The sequence below is a fragment of the Clostridium drakei genome (assembly GCF_000633595.2).
GTDB classification, from domain to species: domain Bacteria; phylum Bacillota; class Clostridia; order Clostridiales; family Clostridiaceae; genus Clostridium_AM; species Clostridium_AM drakei.
On record NZ_JIBU02000071.1, the window covers coordinates 1 to 20,436 of the forward strand.

Genomic DNA, 20,436 nt, shown 5'->3' on the forward strand with positions numbered 1-20,436 from the left:
TCCTATGTTTACATGTGGTTTGTTTCTTTCATATTTTGCTTTTGACATTTTTATTCCTCCTCATTTGGTTGACTTTTAGTTTAAGTAAACTCACCCTGGTGTGTTGTAAGGTTTATATATTATTGGAGCCCATGACCGGGATTGAACCGGTGACCTCCACCTTACCAAGGTGACGCTCTGCCAACTGAGCTACATGGGCAATTTTTCACTGGAGCAGGAAACGGGGATCGAACCCGCGACAGCCAGCTTGGGAAGCTGGTGTTCTACCGCTGAACTACTCCTGCTCATACTTAATAAAAAGTTATATACCGATTATCAATTTTAATACAACTATATTTTTTTGTCAATATACAATTTTTTATTTATCATTTAAACACTTCTCTAATTTTCTTTTTACCCTTTGTAGTGCATTATCTATGGATTTTGCATGTCTATCTAGATCACAAGCAATTTCTTGATAAGACTTACCATCGAGATAAGACATTAATACTTCCATTTCTAAACTTGATAAAACCTCGCCTATTTCAGCATGTATATGATTTAATTCTTCCCTGCTTATAATTAATTCTTCTGGATCTGCCACCTTAGCTTCCGACAAAACGTCTAGCAAAGTTCTATCTGATTCTTCATCATATATAGGCTTATTTAAGGAAATATATGTATTTAAAGGAATATGCTTCTGTCTTGTGGCAGTCTTAATAGCAGTAATTATTTGTCGTGTAACACATAACTCAGCAAAAGCTTTAAAAGATGATAACTTATCAGGTTTAAAATCTCTTATAGCTTTATATAACCCTATCATTCCTTCTTGGTATATGTCTTCTTTATCTGCTCCTATCAAAAAATAAGACTTCGCTTTTGCTTTCACAAAATTTTCATATTTATTAATCAAGTATTCCTGAGCCCTAGTCTCTCCTTTTTTTGCTTGAATAACGATTTCCTCATCTAATTTTTTTTCAAAGGAGGAAATTTTCTTACTAATACAACCCCTTCTATCCAAGATATCCCCTCCAAAATAAAAATACACCACATATTGATTATACATTAGAATCAAATTTATAGTCAATATTTTTTAATTGCTTCTTCGAATTTTTTCAAGTTTTTCCAGTATTTCCTTTTGAATTGTATCTTCTAAGGTAAATCTTTTTTCTGAATATTTTTTCTCTATTTTGCTTTTAATTTTATTTTCTACACTTTTAACTTCATGATAAAACTCTACCGAAGACATTCTCGTAGCACCTCTTTGAAAAACAACCTGTTGCTCCAAAGAATCTGATGTTACGACGCATACCTCTATTTTTCGCCCTATTTTATTTACTGTTTTTTCTATAAAGGAGTCTGCTGTTTCCCCTTCTTTTGTAAATACTACTACTATATTATCACTAATTTTCTCTTTTTTCTCCATACTTTTGATTACCATATGAGCATCAAAAACTATGAAAACTTTATAATTTTTATAAGCTGCATAATTAGTTAATTTTTCTATAAGTTCAGTTCTTGCAGCTTCATAACTATATTCTTTTATTTTTTTTAGTTCAGACCAACTATTTATTACATTATATCCATCTACAAAAATATTTTTCACTTTTTATCACTATTACTTTTTAAATTTTTGTTTTAATACTTCATACATAAGTATTCCACCTGCAACTGAAGCATTTAAAGATGATATATTTCCAACCATAGGTATCTTTACAAGTACATCGCATTTATTTTTAGTAAGCTTTAATATACCTTTTCCTTCACTTCCTATTATTAAAGCTACTGCACCTCTAAAATCTATATCATAACAATAATTTTCTCCATTCATATCTGCACCATATATCCAAATACCTCGTTCTTTTAGCTTATCTATTGCACTATTTATATTTGTGATTTTAGCAATTTTCATATGTTCTATTGCTCCAACAGAAGCCTTATATACAGAAGGAGTTAATCCTACATTTCTCCTTTTAGGTATTATAATACCATGTACTCCACAAGTTTCAGCAGTTCTAATTATGGATCCAAAATTGTGAGGATCTTCTATTTCATCTAGTATAACAATAAAAGGTTTTTCCCCTTTTTCTTCTGCATAATTAATTATATCATCTATATCACAATACTTATATGGTGTAATTTGTGCAATTACTCCCTGATGTGCAGCAGTTTGAGAAAGTTGGTCTAATTTCTTTCTATCCACATGCTTTATAACTATCTTTTTTTCTTTAGCTAAAGCTAATATCATGTTTATAGATCCTGATACATCTCCATTAGCAACTAATATTTGTTCCACAGTTCTTTCAGATCTCAACACTTCAATCACTGCATTCCTTCCTTCTATCAAATCCTCTCTAAAAGTTTTTTCGTTAGTATTACTTGAAAATTTGTTATCATTCTCTCTTCTTCTATTTGAATTATCTTTAAAACTCTTTTTAGTATCCTTCACACCAATACCTCTTTCATTTTTTATTCATCCCACGATAATATCTTAAAGCTATATATTTTCAATATGCATCACATTTAGATTATTTATACTCCTAAATACATTTTTCTAACTTCATCTTTTTTACCGCAAGTCATTTTTCCCTCAGGACACATTCCATTCAAGCAAGAAGGTCCACTATATTTAAATAACACTGGTGCTACTTCCTTTAATTGTTTTAGCATTTCATTTGCCAGAGCTCTTATTTCCCATTGAGCTCTGTTACAACACCTATGTTTGAAAAAATTCACCAAACTTCTTGCATTCATAGTTAACATTATCTTAGTTTCACAGGCATTTGGAAAAACATACCTAGCATCTTCAATGGCTTTCTTTTCTGCCGATGGTGAATTCATTCCATTTTTTATATGGTTATTTCTTAAAATATCTGCTAATTTATTATAGGCTTCTTGACTATTTTCCATAGCCTCAATATATATTTTTTTAGCTTCTTCATCTTTTTTTATTTCAGGAGGAACTATATACTGAAACTGACTTAGCTTAACATATCTTTGACTCTGTTGAGAATAGGATGCCAGCCTATGTCGTACTAACTGATGTGTCAAACTTCTTGATACCCCTTCAACAGCAAAAGTGAATGACACATGTTCTATAGGAGATTCATGACCATAGGACATCAACATATTCAAAAATTTTGTAGCTTTTTCACCTTGTAAATTTTCTTCAATTTCATCTATGCCTACAGCACTATAACACAATTTTGCGGCTGAAGCTATAACCTTTTCTGGATTAGGTGTATATTCTATTAATTTAACTTTTAAATCCATTTATATTCCTCCAGTTTTTTGTAATTCTATTATGGTATTTAATAATAAATTTAATCTTTCTTCCTGTTCCGTCAAATATAAATATCCAACTAAAGTTTCAAAACCTGTGGCAAATCTATATTCTTGTACATCTGCATTTTTAGGAACTGTACCTGATTTGGAATTTCTTCCTCTTTTAAAAAAATACATTTCCTCTTCACTTAACTCTTTTTCTATTTTTTTTATAAATTCACTCTGCGCATGTGCTTTTACAAATTTTATAGCTTCTACATGTAGATTATGTACAGACATATCTCTATTTTTATCTACTAGATAAGTTCTCACAAAAACTTCATATATAGCATCACCAACAAAAGCAAGCACTAATGGATTTATCTGCCTTACTGACTCTTTAGTAAATTTACCTTTTAGTAAACTGAAATCCATTCTAATTCTCCATTCTACAATTCATTTGATTAAGCTCTTTTCCATCTAACTCCTTGAGGAGTATCCTCAAGTAATATCCCTTGTTCTTTTAAATCATCTCTTATTTTATCTGATAATGCCCAGTTTTTATCTTTTCTTGCTTGCTGCCTTTCCTCTATAAGTGCTTCTATTTTTTCCTCTAAATCACCTTTTTTAGATTTTTGTAATATTCCTAATGGTTTCCCTAATTCTTTTATTAAATTTAAACAATGCTTTATTAGGTCCTTCGAAGAATCAATTTTAACATTAGTATTAATGTCTCTTATAAGATCAAAAATAACAGATACAGCATCTGCTGTATTAAAGTCATCATCCATTTTTTCTATATACTTTTCTTTATATCCATTCAAAGTTTTTATGTATTCAACTTCTTGATCCATTAATTGTTCCTGTTTTGTTTCTTCTAGTAAGCTTTCCAGATTAGAAATTGAGTTATATAGTCTATCCATAGCAGCTTTCATTGATTCTAATGATTCTATACTAAAATTTATTTGAGTTCTATAATGTCCTGAAAGCATAAATAATCTAATAACATCTGGATCATATTTTTCTAGTATTTCCCTTGCAGTAAAAAAGTTATTAAGTGATTTAGACATTTTCTCATTGTTTACATTTACAAAAGCTGAATGCATCCAATACTTTGCAAAAGTTTTGCCTGTTCTGGCTTCACTCTGTGCTATTTCATTTTCATGATGTGGAAATGCTAAATCTGAACCACCTGCATGTATATCTATAGTTTCACCTAATAGATTATATGCCATACATGAGCATTCTATATGCCAACCAGGTCTTCCCATCCCCCATGGACTTTCCCATGCTGGTTCTCCAGGCTTTTGACTCTTCCAAACTGCAAAATCCATAGGATCTTTTTTTCTTTCATCTACACTAATTCTAGCTCCTGCTTGAAGATCTTCTAAATTCTGTCCTGAAAGTTTTCCATAATCCTCAAACTTTTTTGTATGAAAATAAATATCGCCATCTACCTCATAAGCATATCCTCTATCTATTAATTCTTTTACAAAATCAATAATGTCGTTTATGTATTCAGTTGCTCTGGGATTTACTGTAGCTCTTTCTATATTTAAAGAGTCTGCATCTTTATAATATTCTTCTATAAATTTATCTCCTAGTTCTTTTACTGTTATGTTGTCTTCTTTAGCCCTTTTAATCATCTTATCATCTATATCAGTAAAGTTTTGTATGAACTTAACTTTATATCCTCTGTATTCAAAATACCTTCTTATTGTATCGAAAACAACAAAAGTTCTAGCATTACCTATATGAAAAAAATTATACACTGTTGGCCCACATACATACATTTTAACTTCTTTTTCTGATAAAGGAATAAACTCTTCCTTTTTTCTTGTGATTGTATTAAAAACTTTCATAGCTAAATTTTACCTCCTGGCTTTAAGTATATAATTAAATTTACTTACATACTTAAACTAAAATTCTCTTAAATATTTTAACACATTATTACAACTTATTTAAGTCTTATTAACATTTTTTATACATATGTATAGATTATAAAATAATGAAAGCGACAATGTCGCTTTCATACTAAAATATGTTTAATTAATTTTTATGTAATTCACTTAAAACTTTTTCTTCTATATCACTTATATTTATATCTTCTACATTATCATTATTTCTTAATTTAAATTCAACTTTACCATCAGATATTTTTTTACCTACAGTTATTCTTATAGGCACTCCTATTAAATCCGCATCTTTAAACTTTACTCCCGCTCTTTCGTCTCTATCATCCAATAAAACATCTATTCCTATTGATCTTAATTTGTTATATATATTTTCAGCTGCTTTCATTTGCTCCTCATTTTTAAATACTGCAGCTATTACAATAACTTCATAAGGTGCTACACTTTTTGGCCACACTATTCCATTTTCATCATGATTTTGCTCGACTATTAATGCTAAAAGTCTATCTACATTAATTGATGCTTCAATAATACTCATAGGCTTATTTTTACCTAATTTATCCAAAAAAACAGCATTCATATTCTCTGCATAAGTTGTTTCCAAGTTTGCAATTTCACCTAATCTCATTACACTTTTAATTTTTATAGAGTTTCCACAAACAGGACACTTATCCTTTTCTGTAATCTTCTTAAAATCACCAACGATACCTGTAAAGTCTCTTTCATAATTTACATATTCGTAGTGATATCCAGTGTCATTAGCTCCTACCATGAAATTACGCATTCTAGTTATTTCTTCATCTACTAACAATGTATCACATTTTAAGTTTATTGGACCTGCAAAACCTACTTCAGCCGATGTAGCATATCTTACCATATCTTCATCTGCCAGTTCAAAACTTACAATATATCCCATACTGCTTTTAACCTTTGTTTCATTTACTTCCCTATCACCTCTAACCATTACAGCAACAATCTTATTATTTATTTTATATATAATAGTCTTTACAAAATATTCTGGTGTTGTATTAAAAAAAGAAGCCAATTCATCTATAGTTCTAGTGTCTGGTGTAGAAATCTTATTTAAAGGCTTCATGTCATCCTCTTCTTTTTCTCGTAAAGCACATTTAGCTATTTCTAAATCTTCTTTATACTCACAAGCCTCACAGCATGCCATCCCTTCCTCTCCTAAAGAGTGTTTTATAAAAAACTTTAAAGAATTAGTTTTTATAAAGTCTATCCCACATTTATGATAAATACCATTAAAAACTTCACATAACCTATTAACATATTGTTCAGCTTCCACTGAATCATCATAAAAAACATAACATTGAAGTTCATTAAATTCCTTAGACTTTATAATTCCAAACTTAGGCTTTGTCTCATCTTTAATTCGTTTTTGTATAGAATATATACTTACAGGTAATTGTTTATATGACTTTATTTCATTTTTCATAATTTCTATATAAGATTCTTTAAAGCCTGCTCCAACATAAAACTTTTTTTGGCTTTTATCAACTATTTCAAAAGTATCTGTGGAATTATTTTCTTTATTATTGCACTGATTTAATGATTCAAATGGAACAAACTGTGAAACCTCTATTTCTTGAGAATCCATTTTCTCCATCTCATTTTTTATTAAACTATTTACATTATTTATAATTTTTTTTCCTGTAGGCATAAAGTTATATACTCCTGATGCCACTTTTCTTATAATACCAGCTCTTACCATAAGTTTATAACTTTCTAATTCAGTTTCCCCTTGAACCTCTCTTAGAGTCCCTAATATCATTTTTGATAACTTCATAAAATTATCCCTCCCCATATTTTTTCTTATATAAGTATAAATCCCTTACTTTTAAATTAGTAAGAGATTTATATTCGTTCATTTTAATTTTTTTCTAATATTCTTTCAGCAACAACTAAATCTTCTTGAGTTGTTATTTTTATATTATTATAGCTTCCTTCGTATAAATAGACTTTGTTTCCATAAAACTCCACTACAGAAGTATCATCTGTAACAAAAATATTATCTTGTATTAATTTTTCATGACACTTCATAATTAGATCATATTTAAAACATTGAGGTGTCTGAACACAAAATAACTTACTTCTATCTAAGGTATCCAGCGAAAATCCATCATTACCTTTAATTTTTATTGTATCCTTTGGGTTTATTCCGCAAGTACATGCACCATAAGTTTCAGCATATTTTATTCCATTTTCAATAATACTAAAATTTACAAAAGGTCTAGCTCCATCGTGGATAAGTACTATATCACAATCAATAATTGACCTTAATCCATTTATCACAGAATCTTGCCTTTCCTCTCCTCCGGATACAATCTTAAGCACTTTTTTTATACCATACTTCCTCACTACTTGTTCTCTACAGTAGTCTATCTCACTACTTGAACATACCAAAATAATTTCATCTATTAATGGATTATCAGAAAATGTCTTTAAAGAATAATAAAGAATTGGTTTACTTTTTATGTTTAAAAATTGTTTATTAATTCCTGCACCCATTCTTTTTCCTTTTCCTGCAGCTAGAATAATTGCATAATTTTTGCCCATATTAAACTTCTCCCTTTTGTTTTGCAAAAATCATCCTTCCAGCTGCTGTTTGCAATACAGATGTAACTAATACATCTTTAGTTTCACCTATATACTTTCTACCACCTTCTACAACTATCATAGTTCCATCATCTAGGTACGCTACCCCTTGACCCGACTCTTTTCCATCTTTAACTATTTGTATCCTCATTTCTTCACCTGGAAGAACTACTGGCTTTACTGAATTAGCAAGTTCATTTATATTCAACACTGGAACTCCCTGAAATTCGGCAACTTTATTTAAGTTATAATCATTAGTTATTACCTTTCCATTTAAAACTTGAGCAAGCTTTAGCAACTTACTATCTACTTCCGCTATTTGCGGAAAATCCTTTTCATAAATTTGCACATCTATGCTCAATTCTTTTTGAATCTTGTTTAATATATCCAAACCTCTTCTTCCTCTGTTTCTTTTTAATCCATCTGAGGAATCTGCTATATGTCTTAACTCCTCTAATACAAAGTTAGGTATTACTAAAGTACCTTCTACGAAACCTGTTTGGCATATATCAAATATTCTCCCATCTATTATTACCGAAGTATCCAAAACTTTAGCATTACCTTTAGAATCTCCTTTGCCTTTTTTATCTTTATTAGCTGCGGATCTTCTAATACTTATACTAGAAAATAAGCTAATTAGCTCATCCCTTTTTTTAATAGCTATTCTGCCACCTAAAACTGCCATTACCACTGCAACAAATACTGCCAAAACTGCACCTATTACAGGAATACTAGCTAAAAGATTTACAAATAATGCTGATATTAAAAGTCCAACTATAGCTCCTGCAGTTCCAAATAACATTTCAGTAGCAGGAAGTTTTTGAGCACTTTTTTCAATGTAATCCATAATTTTTATTATTATTGTATTAATCAAGGGTGATAATAAAAATAATATAATTCCAAAGAATAAAGAACATAAAATTAAAAATAAAACTGTTTTTATAGGGCTGTTGCTAGTATAACCAATTTTTACAAAGTAATTTGTATGGACTATTGCGTTGCCAATTAAGTACCCCAGCATAAGTCCTATAATTGTAAAAATAGCTCTTAATGTTTTTTTAAGCAAAAGCCTCACCTCCCTTATTAATTATTAACAATATTTTCATTTTTAAATCCTTAATATCTAATATATATTAATAAAATATTTTTTTCAATAATACTAAATTTATTTAATAAATTATTTACCTAATTTTCTTATTTCACTTAACGCATCTTCAACTTCAATATCTAATATTAATGCTACCTCACTTCCTACCATGCTTTCAACTTTGTCTAATATCCTTCTTTCACCTGGTGGAATTGTTCCATTAGATTTTAGATAATATAAATCACGTATTACTTCACACATTTGAAACAAATCCCCTTGTTTTATTTTATCATTATTTTTCTTATATCTTTTACTCCACTTTTTTTCAATATTTTGTGGCATACTTTTAATTATATCAAAAGCCTTATCTAAATTTTCTTTACTAGCAATATTCCTTATTCTATAGCCTAATAGTCTATCCTCAGGTATATATAAGTTTATATTATCTATTAAAATAAAAATACTTACATATTTTTTATTTAAATCATAACTTTTGCTATCTTCAACTTTTGTCATAATTCCAGCTCCATAATTTGGAACAAATACTTTTCGTTCATTAATTACCATAGTAATCCCCCTATTAATAAAAGTATTCTTGATTTATTATATAAAAGTAGAGGAAATTTCGTACTATACTTTATTGACAAAATTATCTGAAAAAAACTATAATTAATTTATAAATCCAACTTAAATCTTTATAAGGAGTTGAACCTGATGAAAGATGTAATTTTTGACGATTTTCAAAACGCAGTAGACGAGTCTTTACTTAGACATAAAAGTATTTTGGATATAATGACTAAACTTCAAGAATCTAATGCTAGAATAAATCGTGCTATTGCTAAATCTATTACCAACTGTGGCTGCATAAAGCTAACAGCAGAAAAACAACATTTGCCAGAACACGATGAAAACATAAACATTGAATCATTAAAGGATTGTTTAAAATCCCACATAAGCGGAAAACTTTGCGATAGCTGTAGAGAAGTAATTGAACATGAAATAGGGAACAATTTATTTTACTTAACATCTCTTTGCAATTCTCTTGATTTAAATCTATTTGATGTTCTTCTTAAGGAAAATGATAAAATTAATACTTTAGGAAAATATACTTTTAGATAAAAATTAGCACAAAATAATGCTAATCATTATTTTGTGCTAAAATTATTATCTAACATAATCTGCTCTCTAAGTCTTCTAAGTCCATTTTTTATAGCTCTAGCTCTAGCTTCTCCTATCCCTTCAACCTTATCTAACTGTTCATAAGAAGCTTCCATTGCTCCTTTTAACTCTTTGAAATTTTTTACTAAATTCTCTATTACATTTGTAGGTATTCTCGGTATCTTGTTCAACATTCTATATCCTCTTGGTGATATGAGAGTATCTACTAAAGGAACGCCTATATAACCTAATGATTTTGATATATTATCTAAGTTTATCAATTCTTCTGATGTCATAGTTTGAATTTGCTTATATATTTCATTATAATCCATATCATTTTGACAATAATCTCGTATTAGTAATATTCCATCTTGCTCCACACTTTTTACTAACTCATTTAACTGCATTGAAATTAATCTTCCTTCGTTTCCAAGTTCACATATATACATTTCAATTTCAGCAACAACTCTCATAACCATCTCTGTTCTTTGAATAGCAGTCATTACATCAAATAATGTTACCAAATCTTGAAATTCTAAAATATTAAGATTACTTACAACTCTATCCAACACTGACACATACTTCTCTAATGTCTGCAGTGCTTGATTTGCTTTTCCAAGTATTATACTACTATCTCTTAAAACATATTTTATATTACCTTTATATACTGTTATTATGTTTCTTCTTTGTGAAATAGCAATAACAATTGCCCCCATTTGCTTAGCCACTCTATCTGCAGTTCTATGTCTAGTTCCTGTTTCAAAGGTTGGCACATTGGATTCTGGTATAAGCTGCGCATTAGCATATAATATTTTTTTTAAATCATTACTAAGAATTATAGCGCCATCCATTTTTGCAAGCTCATAAACATAAGATGGATTGTAATCAGAATTTATAGTAAATCCTCCATCAACTATTTTTAATATCTGTTCACTGTCACCTAGTACAAGTAAACCACCTGTTTTAGCCCTTAATATATTTTCTAATCCTTCTCTAAGTTGTGTTCCTGGTGCTAAAAGTTTAAGTATACTCATAAGTTCTTTATCTTTTTCTAATCTCAATTTAATCACCCTACACTAAAAAACTTTATTTGTAGCCTCTTTAAGAGAAGAGACTCCTATAATATTTATACTTTTATTTTTTACTTTTTCCTTATTTCTTACTGGTATTACAATATTTTTAAATCCCATTTTCTCTGCTTCATTTACAATTCTGTCTCCAAATGTTACAGGTCTTACTTCTCCTGTAAGTCCTATTTCTCCAAATACTATTAATTTTTCTAAGTTTATTTCTTTAGATTTAACACTAGATATAAGTGCCAAAGCCAATCCTAAATCTGCAAATGTTCCCTCAATATTAAGTCCTCCTACTACATTAACATAAACATCACAATTATAAAAAGGTATTTTTAATTTTTTTTCTAAAACTGCTAAAATAAGATTTAGTCTAGAAATATCTACACCAACTGCAGTTCTTCTAGGCATTACTGCTTTAGTTTCGCTAACTAGTGCTTGTATTTCTATTAATATAGGCCTAGTTCCCTCCATTATTCCTATAACTATTGAACCTTCCTTTTGAAAATCAGTTTCTTCCAAAAACACTGCTGATGGATTTGATACTTCTTCAAGTCCGCTTTCTCTCATTTCAAATACCCCAATCTCACTAGTAGTTCCAAAACGATTTTTCATAGTTCTAAGTATTCTAAATTCTTCGGTCCTCTCTCCTTCAAAGGACAGTACAGTATCTACCATATGTTCTAATACTCTAGGTCCTGCTAATTCACCTTGTTTAGTAACATGAGCTACAATAAAAAATGGTATACCTTTTGTTTTCCCTATACGCATAATATCGTTGGAGCTTTCCCGAACTTGAGATACACTTCCTGGTGCAGAAGTAATAGATTGTTTAAAAAGAGTTTGTATGGAATCTATAATAACAAAAACAGGTTTAGTATTCTCTATATGCTCCTCTATTTTTTCAATACTTGTCTCAGAAACTATATACAAATCACCAGACATAGCTTCTAGCCTATCGCCCCTCATTTTTATTTGTTCTTCAGATTCTTCTCCTGAAATGTAAAGAACTTTTCCATATTTTCGAGAAATACTATTTGCTGCTTGTAATAGCAATGTAGATTTACCTATACCTGGGGCACCAGATATTAAAGTTAGTGAAGCTTTTACTATTCCACCACCTAGTACTCTATTTAATTCTGTTATACCAGTATCAAATCTTTCGTATTCACTAGATTTTATATTTAGTATACTCTTAGGCAAACTATTAGATGTTATATTAAGACTGGTTGAGTTATTTTGCACTTTAGTTTCTTCAACCATGCTATTCCAACTATTACAATTAGGACATTTTCCAAGCCACTTTAATGATTCATATGCACATTCTTGACATACAAAAATAGTCTTATTTTTTGCCATAAGAAACACCTCTTTCTATACAAAATATAATTATACAGTATTATTCCCGTATGTTGTCAATAATAATTAAAGTTTTAAAAATAATTATCCAAAAAAATATAAACTTTATGTAAAATAAAAGTTATGAAATTAAGGTGTTATTCCTACGTTTCATAACTTTTATACTTAAAATAAAATTTATATTTTATTAGGTTTTATAAATCAGATTTTAGTCAGCACTTTTTAAAATTATATTATTCTGCCTTAACAAACTCTAGTTCATTATCTTTTACTTCTACTTTAATCTTATCTCCTTTTTTTATATTTCCTCTTAACATTTCTTCTGAAAGCTTATCTTCTACGATTTTAGTTATAGCTCTTCTAAGAGGTCTTGCTCCATAAGTTAAATCAAATCCTTCTTTAGCAAGATTTTTTTGGGCTTCTTCAGTAAATTCTATATATATATCTTGTTCTTTTAATCTTGCATATACTGTCTTTAACATTAATTTTACTATATAATTTAAATCTTCTTCCTGCAATTGATGGAATACTATAATGTCATCAATTCTATTTAAAAATTCAGGTCTAAAGGAACGTTTTAGTTCTTCCATGATATTTTCTTTCATTTTCTCATATTCATTTTCTTTTTCACTTTTACCACCTAATGCAAATCCCATAGACTTCTGTTTTTTAATAGTAGCTGCACCTACATTAGATGTCATAATTATTATTGTATTTTTGAAATTTATAGTTTTGCCTTTTCCATCTGTAAGTCTTCCGTCTTCAAGTATTTGCAATAAAATATTAAATACTTCTGGATGAGCTTTTTCTATTTCATCAAATAACACTACTGAATAAGGATTTCTTCTAACTTTTTCTGTTAGTTGGCCACCTTCATCAAAGCCTACATATCCTGGAGGAGATCCTATAAGTCTTGATACTGTATGCTTTTCCATATACTCTGACATATCTATTCTTATCATATTGTTCTCATCACCAAACATAGCTTCTGCTAATGCCTTTGAGAGTTCTGTTTTTCCTACTCCTGTAGGTCCTAAAAATATAAATGAACCTATTGGTCTTTTAGGGTCTTTTAAACCTACTCTTGCTCTTCTAACAGCTCTTGATATAGACTTAACAGCTTCATCTTGACCTACAACTCTAGTGTGCAATATTTCTTCTAATTTTAATAGCTTTTGTGATTCTTTTTCTGTCAGTTTTTCTACTGGTATATTAGTCCATTTAGAAACTACTGATGCTATTTCTTTTTCTGACACAACAAGAGTAGAAACTTCTTTCTTAGTTTTCCAATTGTTTTTCAATCCTTCTAACTTATCTTTTAATTCTTTCTCTTTATCCCTTAATCGTGCTGCCTTTTCAAAATCTTGAACTCTTATAGAATCTTCCTTTTCTTTAGTTATCTTTTCAAGTTGCCCTTCTGAATTCTTTAAATCTGGTGGAGCAACTAAGCTTTCAATTCTAACTTTCGATGCTGCTTCATCCATTAAATCTATTGCTTTATCAGGTAGAAATCTATCAGTTATATATCTATCTGATAAATTAACTGCAGCTTCTATAGCATCATCTGTAATTTTCACCCTATGATGAGCTTCATATTTATCTCTTAATCCTTTAAGTATTAGTACAGCCTCTTCTTTATTAGGCTCTCCAACAGTAATAGGTTGAAATCTTCTCTCTAATGCTGAATCTTTCTCAATATATTTTCTATATTCATCAATAGTAGTAGCACCTATACATTGAATTTCTCCTCTTGCCAGTGCTGGCTTTAATATATTAGATGCATCAATAGCGCCTTCTGCTGCCCCAGCTCCCACTATGGTGTGTATTTCATCAATAAATAGAATTACATTGCCTGACTTTCTTATTTCTTCCATGACTTTTTTTAGTCTTTCTTCAAACTCTCCCCTATATTTAGAACCAGCTACCATAGAAGATAAATCTAGAGTTACAACTCTTTTGTCCTTAAGCAGCTCAGGAATATTTCCTACTACTATTTTTTGTGCTAATCCTTCTACTACAGCTGTTTTACCTACTCCAGGATCACCTATCAAACAAGGATTGTTTTTTGTTCTTCTACAAAGTATTTCTAATACTCTCTGAGTTTCTTTATCTCTCCCTACTACAGGATCCAATTTACTTTCCTTAGCCATTTCAGTTAGATCTCTACCAAATTGATCTAAAGTAGGAGTTGGTTCTACATTTGATTTATTAAATTCACTATTATTACTAGCTTGCTCTCCTGATAAAGCTTCTGTTAATTCTTTTCTTAACTTATCAAAATCTGCACCTAAATTATTCAATATTGTAAATGCTACACCTTCTGCTTCTCTAATAAGTGCTAATAGTATATGCTCTGGACTTATATAGTTGTGATTTAAATTTCTAGCTTCAAATAAGCTTAACTCCAATAGTCTTTTAGTTCTTGGAGTAAGTGGAATTTCATTTTTATATAAATCAATATCCCCCTTACCTTCATATTCTTCTACTAAATCTCTAACATCATCTACAGTAATATTTATATCATTTAAAAGTTGTTTAGCTATTCCTTGTTCTTTTAGAATACCCAACAATATATGCTCTGTACCTACATAGCCATGCTGTAGAACTTGAGCTTCTTCTTGTGCATAAAAGAGGACCTTTTGTGCTCTTTCAGTGAATCTTCCAAACATCATTTATACTCACCATCCTTTTTTATAATGTTTCCTTTTTTAAAATTTCTCTTACAATTTTAGCCCTGTTGAAATTTGTCTCTTTATCTGACAGTTTACCGTTATACATTTCATATATACTAGCTGTCTGAGTATTTACTAAAATATTATTTAAAGATATTTTATCTACGTCTTTAATTATTCCCATTTCAATACCTAATCTTACATCTGATAAAAGTTTTAAACATTCATTAGAATTTAAAATTACTGCTGATTTTAATACACCTAATGCTCTATAAATTTTATCTTCTATTTCATATCTATACTTATTTATCAAGGTATTTCTGCATAAATTTTCTTCATTAACAATTTGAATTATTACAGCCTTTAAATTATTTATTATTTCCTCTTCACTTAATCCTAGTGTAGTTTGATTAGATACTTGATATATATTGCTTTTACCCTTTGATCCTTCCCCATATAACCCTCTTATAGTCATACCAAGTTGTGTTACTGCACTTAACATATTATTTAATTTATTACTTAAAGAAAGTGTTGGAAGATGAATCATAACAGAAGCTCTCATACCTGTTCCTATATTTGTTGGACATGCAGTTAAATATCCAAGTTTTTCATCAAAAGCATAATCAAGCTTTTCTTCTAGAAGATTATCTATTTTATCAGCAAAATCATATGCTTCTTCTAAATTTAAAGAAGATGTTATGCATTGAATCCTTACATGATCTTCTTCATTTATCATAATACTTACAGTTTCATCTTTATCCAATATAAATGCAGCTTTATTACTATTGTCTATGAGATTTTTACTTATTAAATGCTTCTCCAAAGAAACTTCATTGGAAATATTACTTCTTTCCCATAAATAACTTGTTTTATAACTTTGCGAACTAAATGAAGATGAGTAAAATGCATCTTCCACTAATTTCACAATTTCTCTTCCCTCACCTTCTTTAAGCATGTGAGGGAATGGTCGTTTGTTTACATTTCTTGCAAGTCTTATTCTACTGCTTAATACCAAATCATTATTACTTTTACAGCATTCAATCCAATTTTCCATAGCTATCCCTCCTGTTCTCGTGTCTTTTCCAGTTCTTTTATCATATCTCTAATTTGTGCTGCCTTTTCATATTCTTCAGTTGATACAGCTTCCTTTAAACTTTCTTTTAATTTCAATAACTTCTTCTTTCCAATAATATTTTTACCAGCTCTTTTAGGAATTTTTCCTGTATGCTCTAAGTTTCCCTGTACTCTTTTTATAACAGGTATTAGTGCAGATGTAAAATCACTATAACAGTGGCTACAGCCAACTAACCCTCTTTTCTTAAAATCTGAAAAACTGATGCCACAATTTTTACAAGAACAATCAAAATTATACTGAGATTCATTAGGACTACTTATATAATCCATTATTCCGGTCAAAATATTTTGAAAAGTAAATGGTGAAGAAAAATCTAATTGACCTGGAAAATTAAACTCTCCCTTTTCTTTTGCACATTTTTCACATATATTAAATTCTTGTTGCATTCCATTAGTTATTTTTGTTATATGAACTGTAGCCTCATTTTTCTTGCATATATCACACAACATAATATCACTCCTTTATTTAATAATATTCAAATAGAAAATAGATCAACTTATCTTTAACTATTTACTTAAATTTCATTAAGTATAACCATAATAACTGATTTCAATATATCTGATCTCAATTTATTCTTTTTATCCGTTGAACTATTCAGTGTTCTGTCATTTATAACTATTTTTAAAATATTTCCTTCTCTTTCTGTAATTATTTCAGATTCTAGTAATCCATCAATTATTTGAACCGCTGCATCATATGTTATGCTATTTCCCAATTTTTCATTTATAATTTCTGCAAGTGATTTGTTTCCCTCAAATTGCACACGCCTTATTATTATGCACCCCCCACCACCTCTTTTACTTTCAATATAATAGCCTTTATCAGTCGTAAATCTAGTTGTTAATACATAATTTATCTGTGAGGGTGCACAACTAAAATAACTTGCTAATTCATTTCTTCCAATCTGTAGCTGGCTTTCCTTACTATTATCTAACATATCCTTTATAAATACTTCTATAATATCTGACAATCTTGCCAAAATAACGCCTCCCTGACTTTGCCTTTCTTTGACTTTAATTTAATATTAATATTTTTTCTTTTTCTATTCAATATTCATATATCCCTAAATTTATGTATTTTACGCTAAAAGCTTTAATTGCATTAATATTTTTTTAATTTTCTAATTTATTCTTCATATATTACTAAATAGCTATGCAATACACTTAAAACTATTTATAGCTTGTACTATATAATTTTTTTATTGTAATATAGTTTTTTATTATATGTACCTTAACTATAACAGACTTACTTTTCAATACTTTGTGGCATTAATATGATACCCTTCTTTATTATAACGTTTATCACGATTAACCATAAAGTGATTATTCTCTAAAATATTACACAATATATCTATATCATTGATTTGTCCTTCATTGAAACTTATTGTAAGACTATCACACTTATCCACTATAGCCATATAATCATATATACTACTGTAATCCATTAATTGAATATTTCCATTTATGTTCATTTGGTATTGTGCCATAAAACCTCTCCTTAAATTAACATTCTATTTATATTAACATAATTATTTTCTCTTATAGTCTATTAAAATATTCAATATATTATTATAAAAAACCAATAGCTTTCGCTATTGGTTTTAAATTATTTACTATTCAATTTTACTTTTAATTTTTTTAGCTTCTTCTATTATCCTATCTACCTCAGTAGGTGGAACTTCTTCATATCGTTCAAATTCCATAATAAAATTTCCTCTTGCCTGAGTCATAGACCTTAAATCTGTAGCATATTTAAACATTTCACCCTGTGGAACCTCTGCTATTATTCTCTGCTTATCTTCATCAGGCTCCATTCCTAAAACTCTCCCCCTCTTTTTATTTATATCACCTATTATATCTCCCATATAATATTCAGGAACTAGTATTTCTACATGCATAATAGGTTCTAATAGTATAGGTTGAGCTTCCATTAGACCCTTTTTATATGCTAAAGATGATGCAACCTTAAATGCCATTTCTGATGAATCTACAGGATGATAGGAACCATCATGCAAAGTAGCTTTTAATCTTATTACAGGATATCCTGCAAGCACACCATGTTGTATACATTCTTTTAATCCCTTTTCTACAGCTGGAATGTATTGTCTTGGTACAACACCACCAACTACCTTATCAACAAAAAGTAAATCGTCTTCTCCATCATTTCTAGGTTCAAATTTTATTTTTACATCTCCATATTGACCGTGACCTCCTGACTGCTTTTTATGTTTACCTTGAACATCAGCAATTTTCTTTATAGTTTCTCTATAAGGTATTTTTGGTTTTTGAAGTATCACTTCTGCTCCAAATTTAACCTTTAACTTACATGCTATTACATCAAGATGAGTTTCTCCTAATCCAGAAATTATAGTTTCGGCATTTTCTATATCTCTTGAAAGCTTAAAAGTTGGATCTTCATCCAGTAATTTATTTAAACCAGTAGATATTTTATCCTCATCATTTTTTGATTTAGGTAAAGCAGCCATTGACATTGTTGCTTCTGGAAACTTAATTCCATTAAAAACTATAGGATTTTCTACTACACTTAAAGTATCTCCAGTAGATGTAAATTGTAATTTTGAAACAGCACCTATATCTCCTGCCACTATCTGATTTGTTGGAATTTGCTGCTTACCCATTAAAAAGTACATAGTTCCTACTTTTTCATTCTTACCTTTGCTTGCATTATAAACAGTAGAATCTGACTTAATTTTTCCTGTTATCACTCTAAATAATGATAATTTGCCAACAAAAGGATCTGCTATAGTTTTAAATACAAAAGCTGACAATGGTGCATTTTCATCTATCTTAACTTCTAAGTTAGAATTAGTATTCAAATTTGTAGCCTCTAGTGGCTCTAAATTTTCAGGTGATGGAAAACATTCAACTACATCTTCAAGTAATGTTTCAATCCCTATGATATTCAATGCTGACCCACACATTACTGGAGCTATGTCTCCCTTAGCACAACCATTAATGAGCCCATTATAAATTTCTTCATCACTTAAGGTTCCTTCATTGAAATATTTATCTAATAAAACTTCATCTGTTTCAGCTACAGCCTCAATTATCATATTTTTGCACTCATCAACCTTATCCATAAGTTCTTCTGGTATTTCATATTCTTTCATATCATGAGTTTTAGGATCAAAAATTCTGGCTTTTCTAGATATGATGTTTATAACTCCTCTAAAATTTTCTTCAGTTCCTATAGGATACTGAACTGGAACTATAGACATACCGAATTTTTCTTTTAATCCAGACAATACTTTATCAAAATCAGAATTTTCCCTATCTAATTTGTTTATATAGAATGATCTTGGTAACTTATTTTTACTTACATATTCCCAAATTTTTTCTGTACCTACCTGTATACCTGATGTACCTGATACAACTATCATAGCTACATCAACTGCTCTTAATCCTTCATATGTTTCACCAATAAAATCAAAGTATCCTGGAATATCTACTAAATTTATTTTAGTATTTTCCCATTCACATGGGGCTATGGATGTAGATATAGATATTTTTCTTTTCTTTTCTTCAGAATCATAATCACTTACAGTGTTTCCTTCTTCAATTTTTCCAAATCTATCTGTAGCTTTCGTGTAGTAAAGTATTGCTTCTGTCAAAGTAGTTTTTCCTGAACCACTGTGTCCAACAATTCCTACGTTTCTTAAATTTTTGGTTGTATAATTTTTCATAAGCAATTCCCCCTCTTACTTTTAAGCTTAATTTATATATTCTATTTTAAATTGAAAATTCCTCTTTGAATTAATGAAATTTTCAAAATAATTCGATTATATATATACCCATATATTTCATTTTATATACTATATATTTAAAAACTTGTTTTTAGAATACATGTTTGAAATCTTTTACCACTAAAAATTAATTATTTTTCCAAATATTAAAATGAATAATACAATTTTTAACTATATAAAAAAAGACTGTATAATATACAGTCTTTGATCATTCATATAAAATTGGCTCCGCGAAAAGGATTCGAACCTTCAACCTATCGGTTAACAGCCGAGTGCTCCACCATTGAGCTATCGCGGAACGTATTTACCTGGCAACGACCTACTCTTCCACAGAGCCTCCCCTGCAGTACCATCGGCACTATAAAGCTTAACCATCGTGTTCGGAATGGGAACGGGTGTTACCTTTATGTCATTATC

At 29.5% G+C, this 20,436-nt stretch carries 19 protein-coding genes, 3 tRNA genes and 1 rRNA gene; 1 reads left to right on the forward strand and 22 read right to left on the reverse strand.

The annotated features are described in order from the left end of the window. Positions 1 to 123: 123 nt before the first annotated feature. From EG57_RS0223600 to EG57_RS0223655, 12 genes are all read right to left on the reverse strand, one after another. Positions 124 to 199 (reverse strand) — tRNA-Thr (locus EG57_RS0223600). A 10-nt stretch (positions 200 to 209) separates the two neighbouring features. Continuing rightward, positions 210 to 284 (reverse strand) — tRNA-Gly (locus EG57_RS0223605). A 74-nt stretch (positions 285 to 358) separates the two neighbouring features. Beyond that, on the reverse strand, positions 359 to 1,000 hold the full coding sequence (gene sigH, locus EG57_RS0223610; protein ID WP_007063037.1) for an RNA polymerase sporulation sigma factor SigH: 642 nt from the start codon (positions 998 to 1,000) through the stop codon (positions 359 to 361). Between the two features lie 72 nt (positions 1,001 to 1,072). Then, on the reverse strand, positions 1,073 to 1,585 hold the full coding sequence (locus EG57_RS0223615; protein ID WP_032079536.1) for an NYN domain-containing protein: 513 nt from the start codon (positions 1,583 to 1,585) through the stop codon (positions 1,073 to 1,075). 12 nt (positions 1,586 to 1,597) lie between these two features. Further along, a complete protein-coding gene (rlmB, locus tag EG57_RS0223620; protein ID WP_032079537.1) occupies positions 1,598 to 2,428 on the reverse strand; it encodes a 23S rRNA (guanosine(2251)-2'-O)-methyltransferase RlmB in 831 nt (276 codons plus the stop codon). An 83-nt stretch (positions 2,429 to 2,511) separates the two neighbouring features. Continuing rightward, positions 2,512 to 3,252 carry an FAD-dependent thymidylate synthase gene (thyX, locus tag EG57_RS0223625; protein WP_032079538.1) on the reverse strand — a complete coding sequence of 247 codons (741 nt, stop codon included), beginning with the start codon at positions 3,250 to 3,252 and terminating at the stop codon, positions 2,512 to 2,514. Next, the gene (locus EG57_RS0223630) at positions 3,253 to 3,678 is read right to left on the reverse strand and encodes a Mini-ribonuclease 3 (RefSeq protein ID WP_032079539.1); all 426 of its coding nucleotides are present in this window, start codon (positions 3,676 to 3,678) and stop codon (positions 3,253 to 3,255) included. 29 nt (positions 3,679 to 3,707) lie between these two features. Beyond that, positions 3,708 to 5,105 carry a cysteine--tRNA ligase gene (cysS, locus tag EG57_RS0223635; RefSeq protein ID WP_032079540.1) on the reverse strand — a complete coding sequence of 466 codons (1,398 nt, stop codon included), beginning with the start codon at positions 5,103 to 5,105 and terminating at the stop codon, positions 3,708 to 3,710. A gap of 187 nt (positions 5,106 to 5,292) precedes the next feature. Continuing rightward, positions 5,293 to 6,963, reverse strand: a complete 1,671-nt coding sequence (proS, locus tag EG57_RS0223640) for a proline--tRNA ligase (protein ID WP_032079541.1) — start codon at positions 6,961 to 6,963, stop codon at positions 5,293 to 5,295. Between the two features lie 83 nt (positions 6,964 to 7,046). Continuing rightward, positions 7,047 to 7,733, reverse strand: a complete 687-nt coding sequence (gene ispD / locus EG57_RS0223645) for a 2-C-methyl-D-erythritol 4-phosphate cytidylyltransferase (RefSeq protein ID WP_032079542.1) — start codon at positions 7,731 to 7,733, stop codon at positions 7,047 to 7,049. Position 7,734: 1 nt separating this feature from the next. Then, entirely contained in the window at positions 7,735 to 8,838 is a 1,104-nt protein-coding gene (locus EG57_RS0223650) for a PIN/TRAM domain-containing protein (protein WP_032079543.1), read from the reverse strand. A gap of 111 nt (positions 8,839 to 8,949) precedes the next feature. Further along, complete coding sequence (locus tag EG57_RS0223655) at positions 8,950 to 9,426, reverse strand: CarD family transcriptional regulator (protein WP_032079544.1); 477 nt, start codon at positions 9,424 to 9,426, stop codon at positions 8,950 to 8,952. Between the two features lie 147 nt (positions 9,427 to 9,573). Between EG57_RS0223655 and EG57_RS0223660 the strand changes: the two genes are divergently transcribed. After that, a complete protein-coding gene (locus EG57_RS0223660) occupies positions 9,574 to 9,978 on the forward strand; it encodes a nucleoside triphosphate pyrophosphohydrolase family protein (RefSeq protein WP_029163582.1) in 405 nt (134 codons plus the stop codon). Between the two features lie 26 nt (positions 9,979 to 10,004). Here the strand turns inward: EG57_RS0223660 and disA are convergent, their stop codons facing one another. The 10 genes from disA to rrf form a co-directional block, all read right to left on the reverse strand. Beyond that, positions 10,005 to 11,078 carry a DNA integrity scanning diadenylate cyclase DisA gene (disA, locus tag EG57_RS0223665; protein ID WP_029163583.1) on the reverse strand — a complete coding sequence of 358 codons (1,074 nt, stop codon included), beginning with the start codon at positions 11,076 to 11,078 and terminating at the stop codon, positions 10,005 to 10,007. A 15-nt stretch (positions 11,079 to 11,093) separates the two neighbouring features. Then, positions 11,094 to 12,449 carry a DNA repair protein RadA gene (radA, locus tag EG57_RS0223670; protein ID WP_032079545.1) on the reverse strand — a complete coding sequence of 452 codons (1,356 nt, stop codon included), beginning with the start codon at positions 12,447 to 12,449 and terminating at the stop codon, positions 11,094 to 11,096. A gap of 233 nt (positions 12,450 to 12,682) precedes the next feature. After that, complete coding sequence (locus EG57_RS0223675) at positions 12,683 to 15,121, reverse strand: ATP-dependent Clp protease ATP-binding subunit (RefSeq protein ID WP_032079546.1); 2,439 nt, start codon at positions 15,119 to 15,121, stop codon at positions 12,683 to 12,685. Between the two features lie 19 nt (positions 15,122 to 15,140). Further along, entirely contained in the window at positions 15,141 to 16,175 is a 1,035-nt protein-coding gene (locus EG57_RS0223680; RefSeq protein ID WP_032079547.1) for a protein arginine kinase, read from the reverse strand. A 2-nt stretch (positions 16,176 to 16,177) separates the two neighbouring features. After that, a complete protein-coding gene (locus EG57_RS0223685; RefSeq protein WP_032079548.1) occupies positions 16,178 to 16,705 on the reverse strand; it encodes a UvrB/UvrC motif-containing protein in 528 nt (175 codons plus the stop codon). 65 nt (positions 16,706 to 16,770) lie between these two features. Next, positions 16,771 to 17,235 (reverse strand): CtsR family transcriptional regulator, encoded by a 465-nt coding sequence (locus EG57_RS0223690; protein ID WP_032079549.1) that lies wholly within the window; start codon positions 17,233 to 17,235, stop codon positions 16,771 to 16,773. A gap of 273 nt (positions 17,236 to 17,508) precedes the next feature. Then, on the reverse strand, positions 17,509 to 17,742 hold the full coding sequence (locus tag EG57_RS0223695) for a hypothetical protein (RefSeq protein WP_032079550.1): 234 nt from the start codon (positions 17,740 to 17,742) through the stop codon (positions 17,509 to 17,511). Between the two features lie 126 nt (positions 17,743 to 17,868). Further along, complete coding sequence (fusA, locus tag EG57_RS0223700) at positions 17,869 to 19,959, reverse strand: elongation factor G (protein WP_032079551.1); 2,091 nt, start codon at positions 19,957 to 19,959, stop codon at positions 17,869 to 17,871. A gap of 283 nt (positions 19,960 to 20,242) precedes the next feature. Beyond that, positions 20,243 to 20,317 (reverse strand) — tRNA-Asn (locus EG57_RS0223705). A gap of 8 nt (positions 20,318 to 20,325) precedes the next feature. Continuing rightward, positions 20,326 to 20,436, reverse strand: a 5S ribosomal RNA gene (gene rrf, locus EG57_RS0223710); the annotation flags it as partial.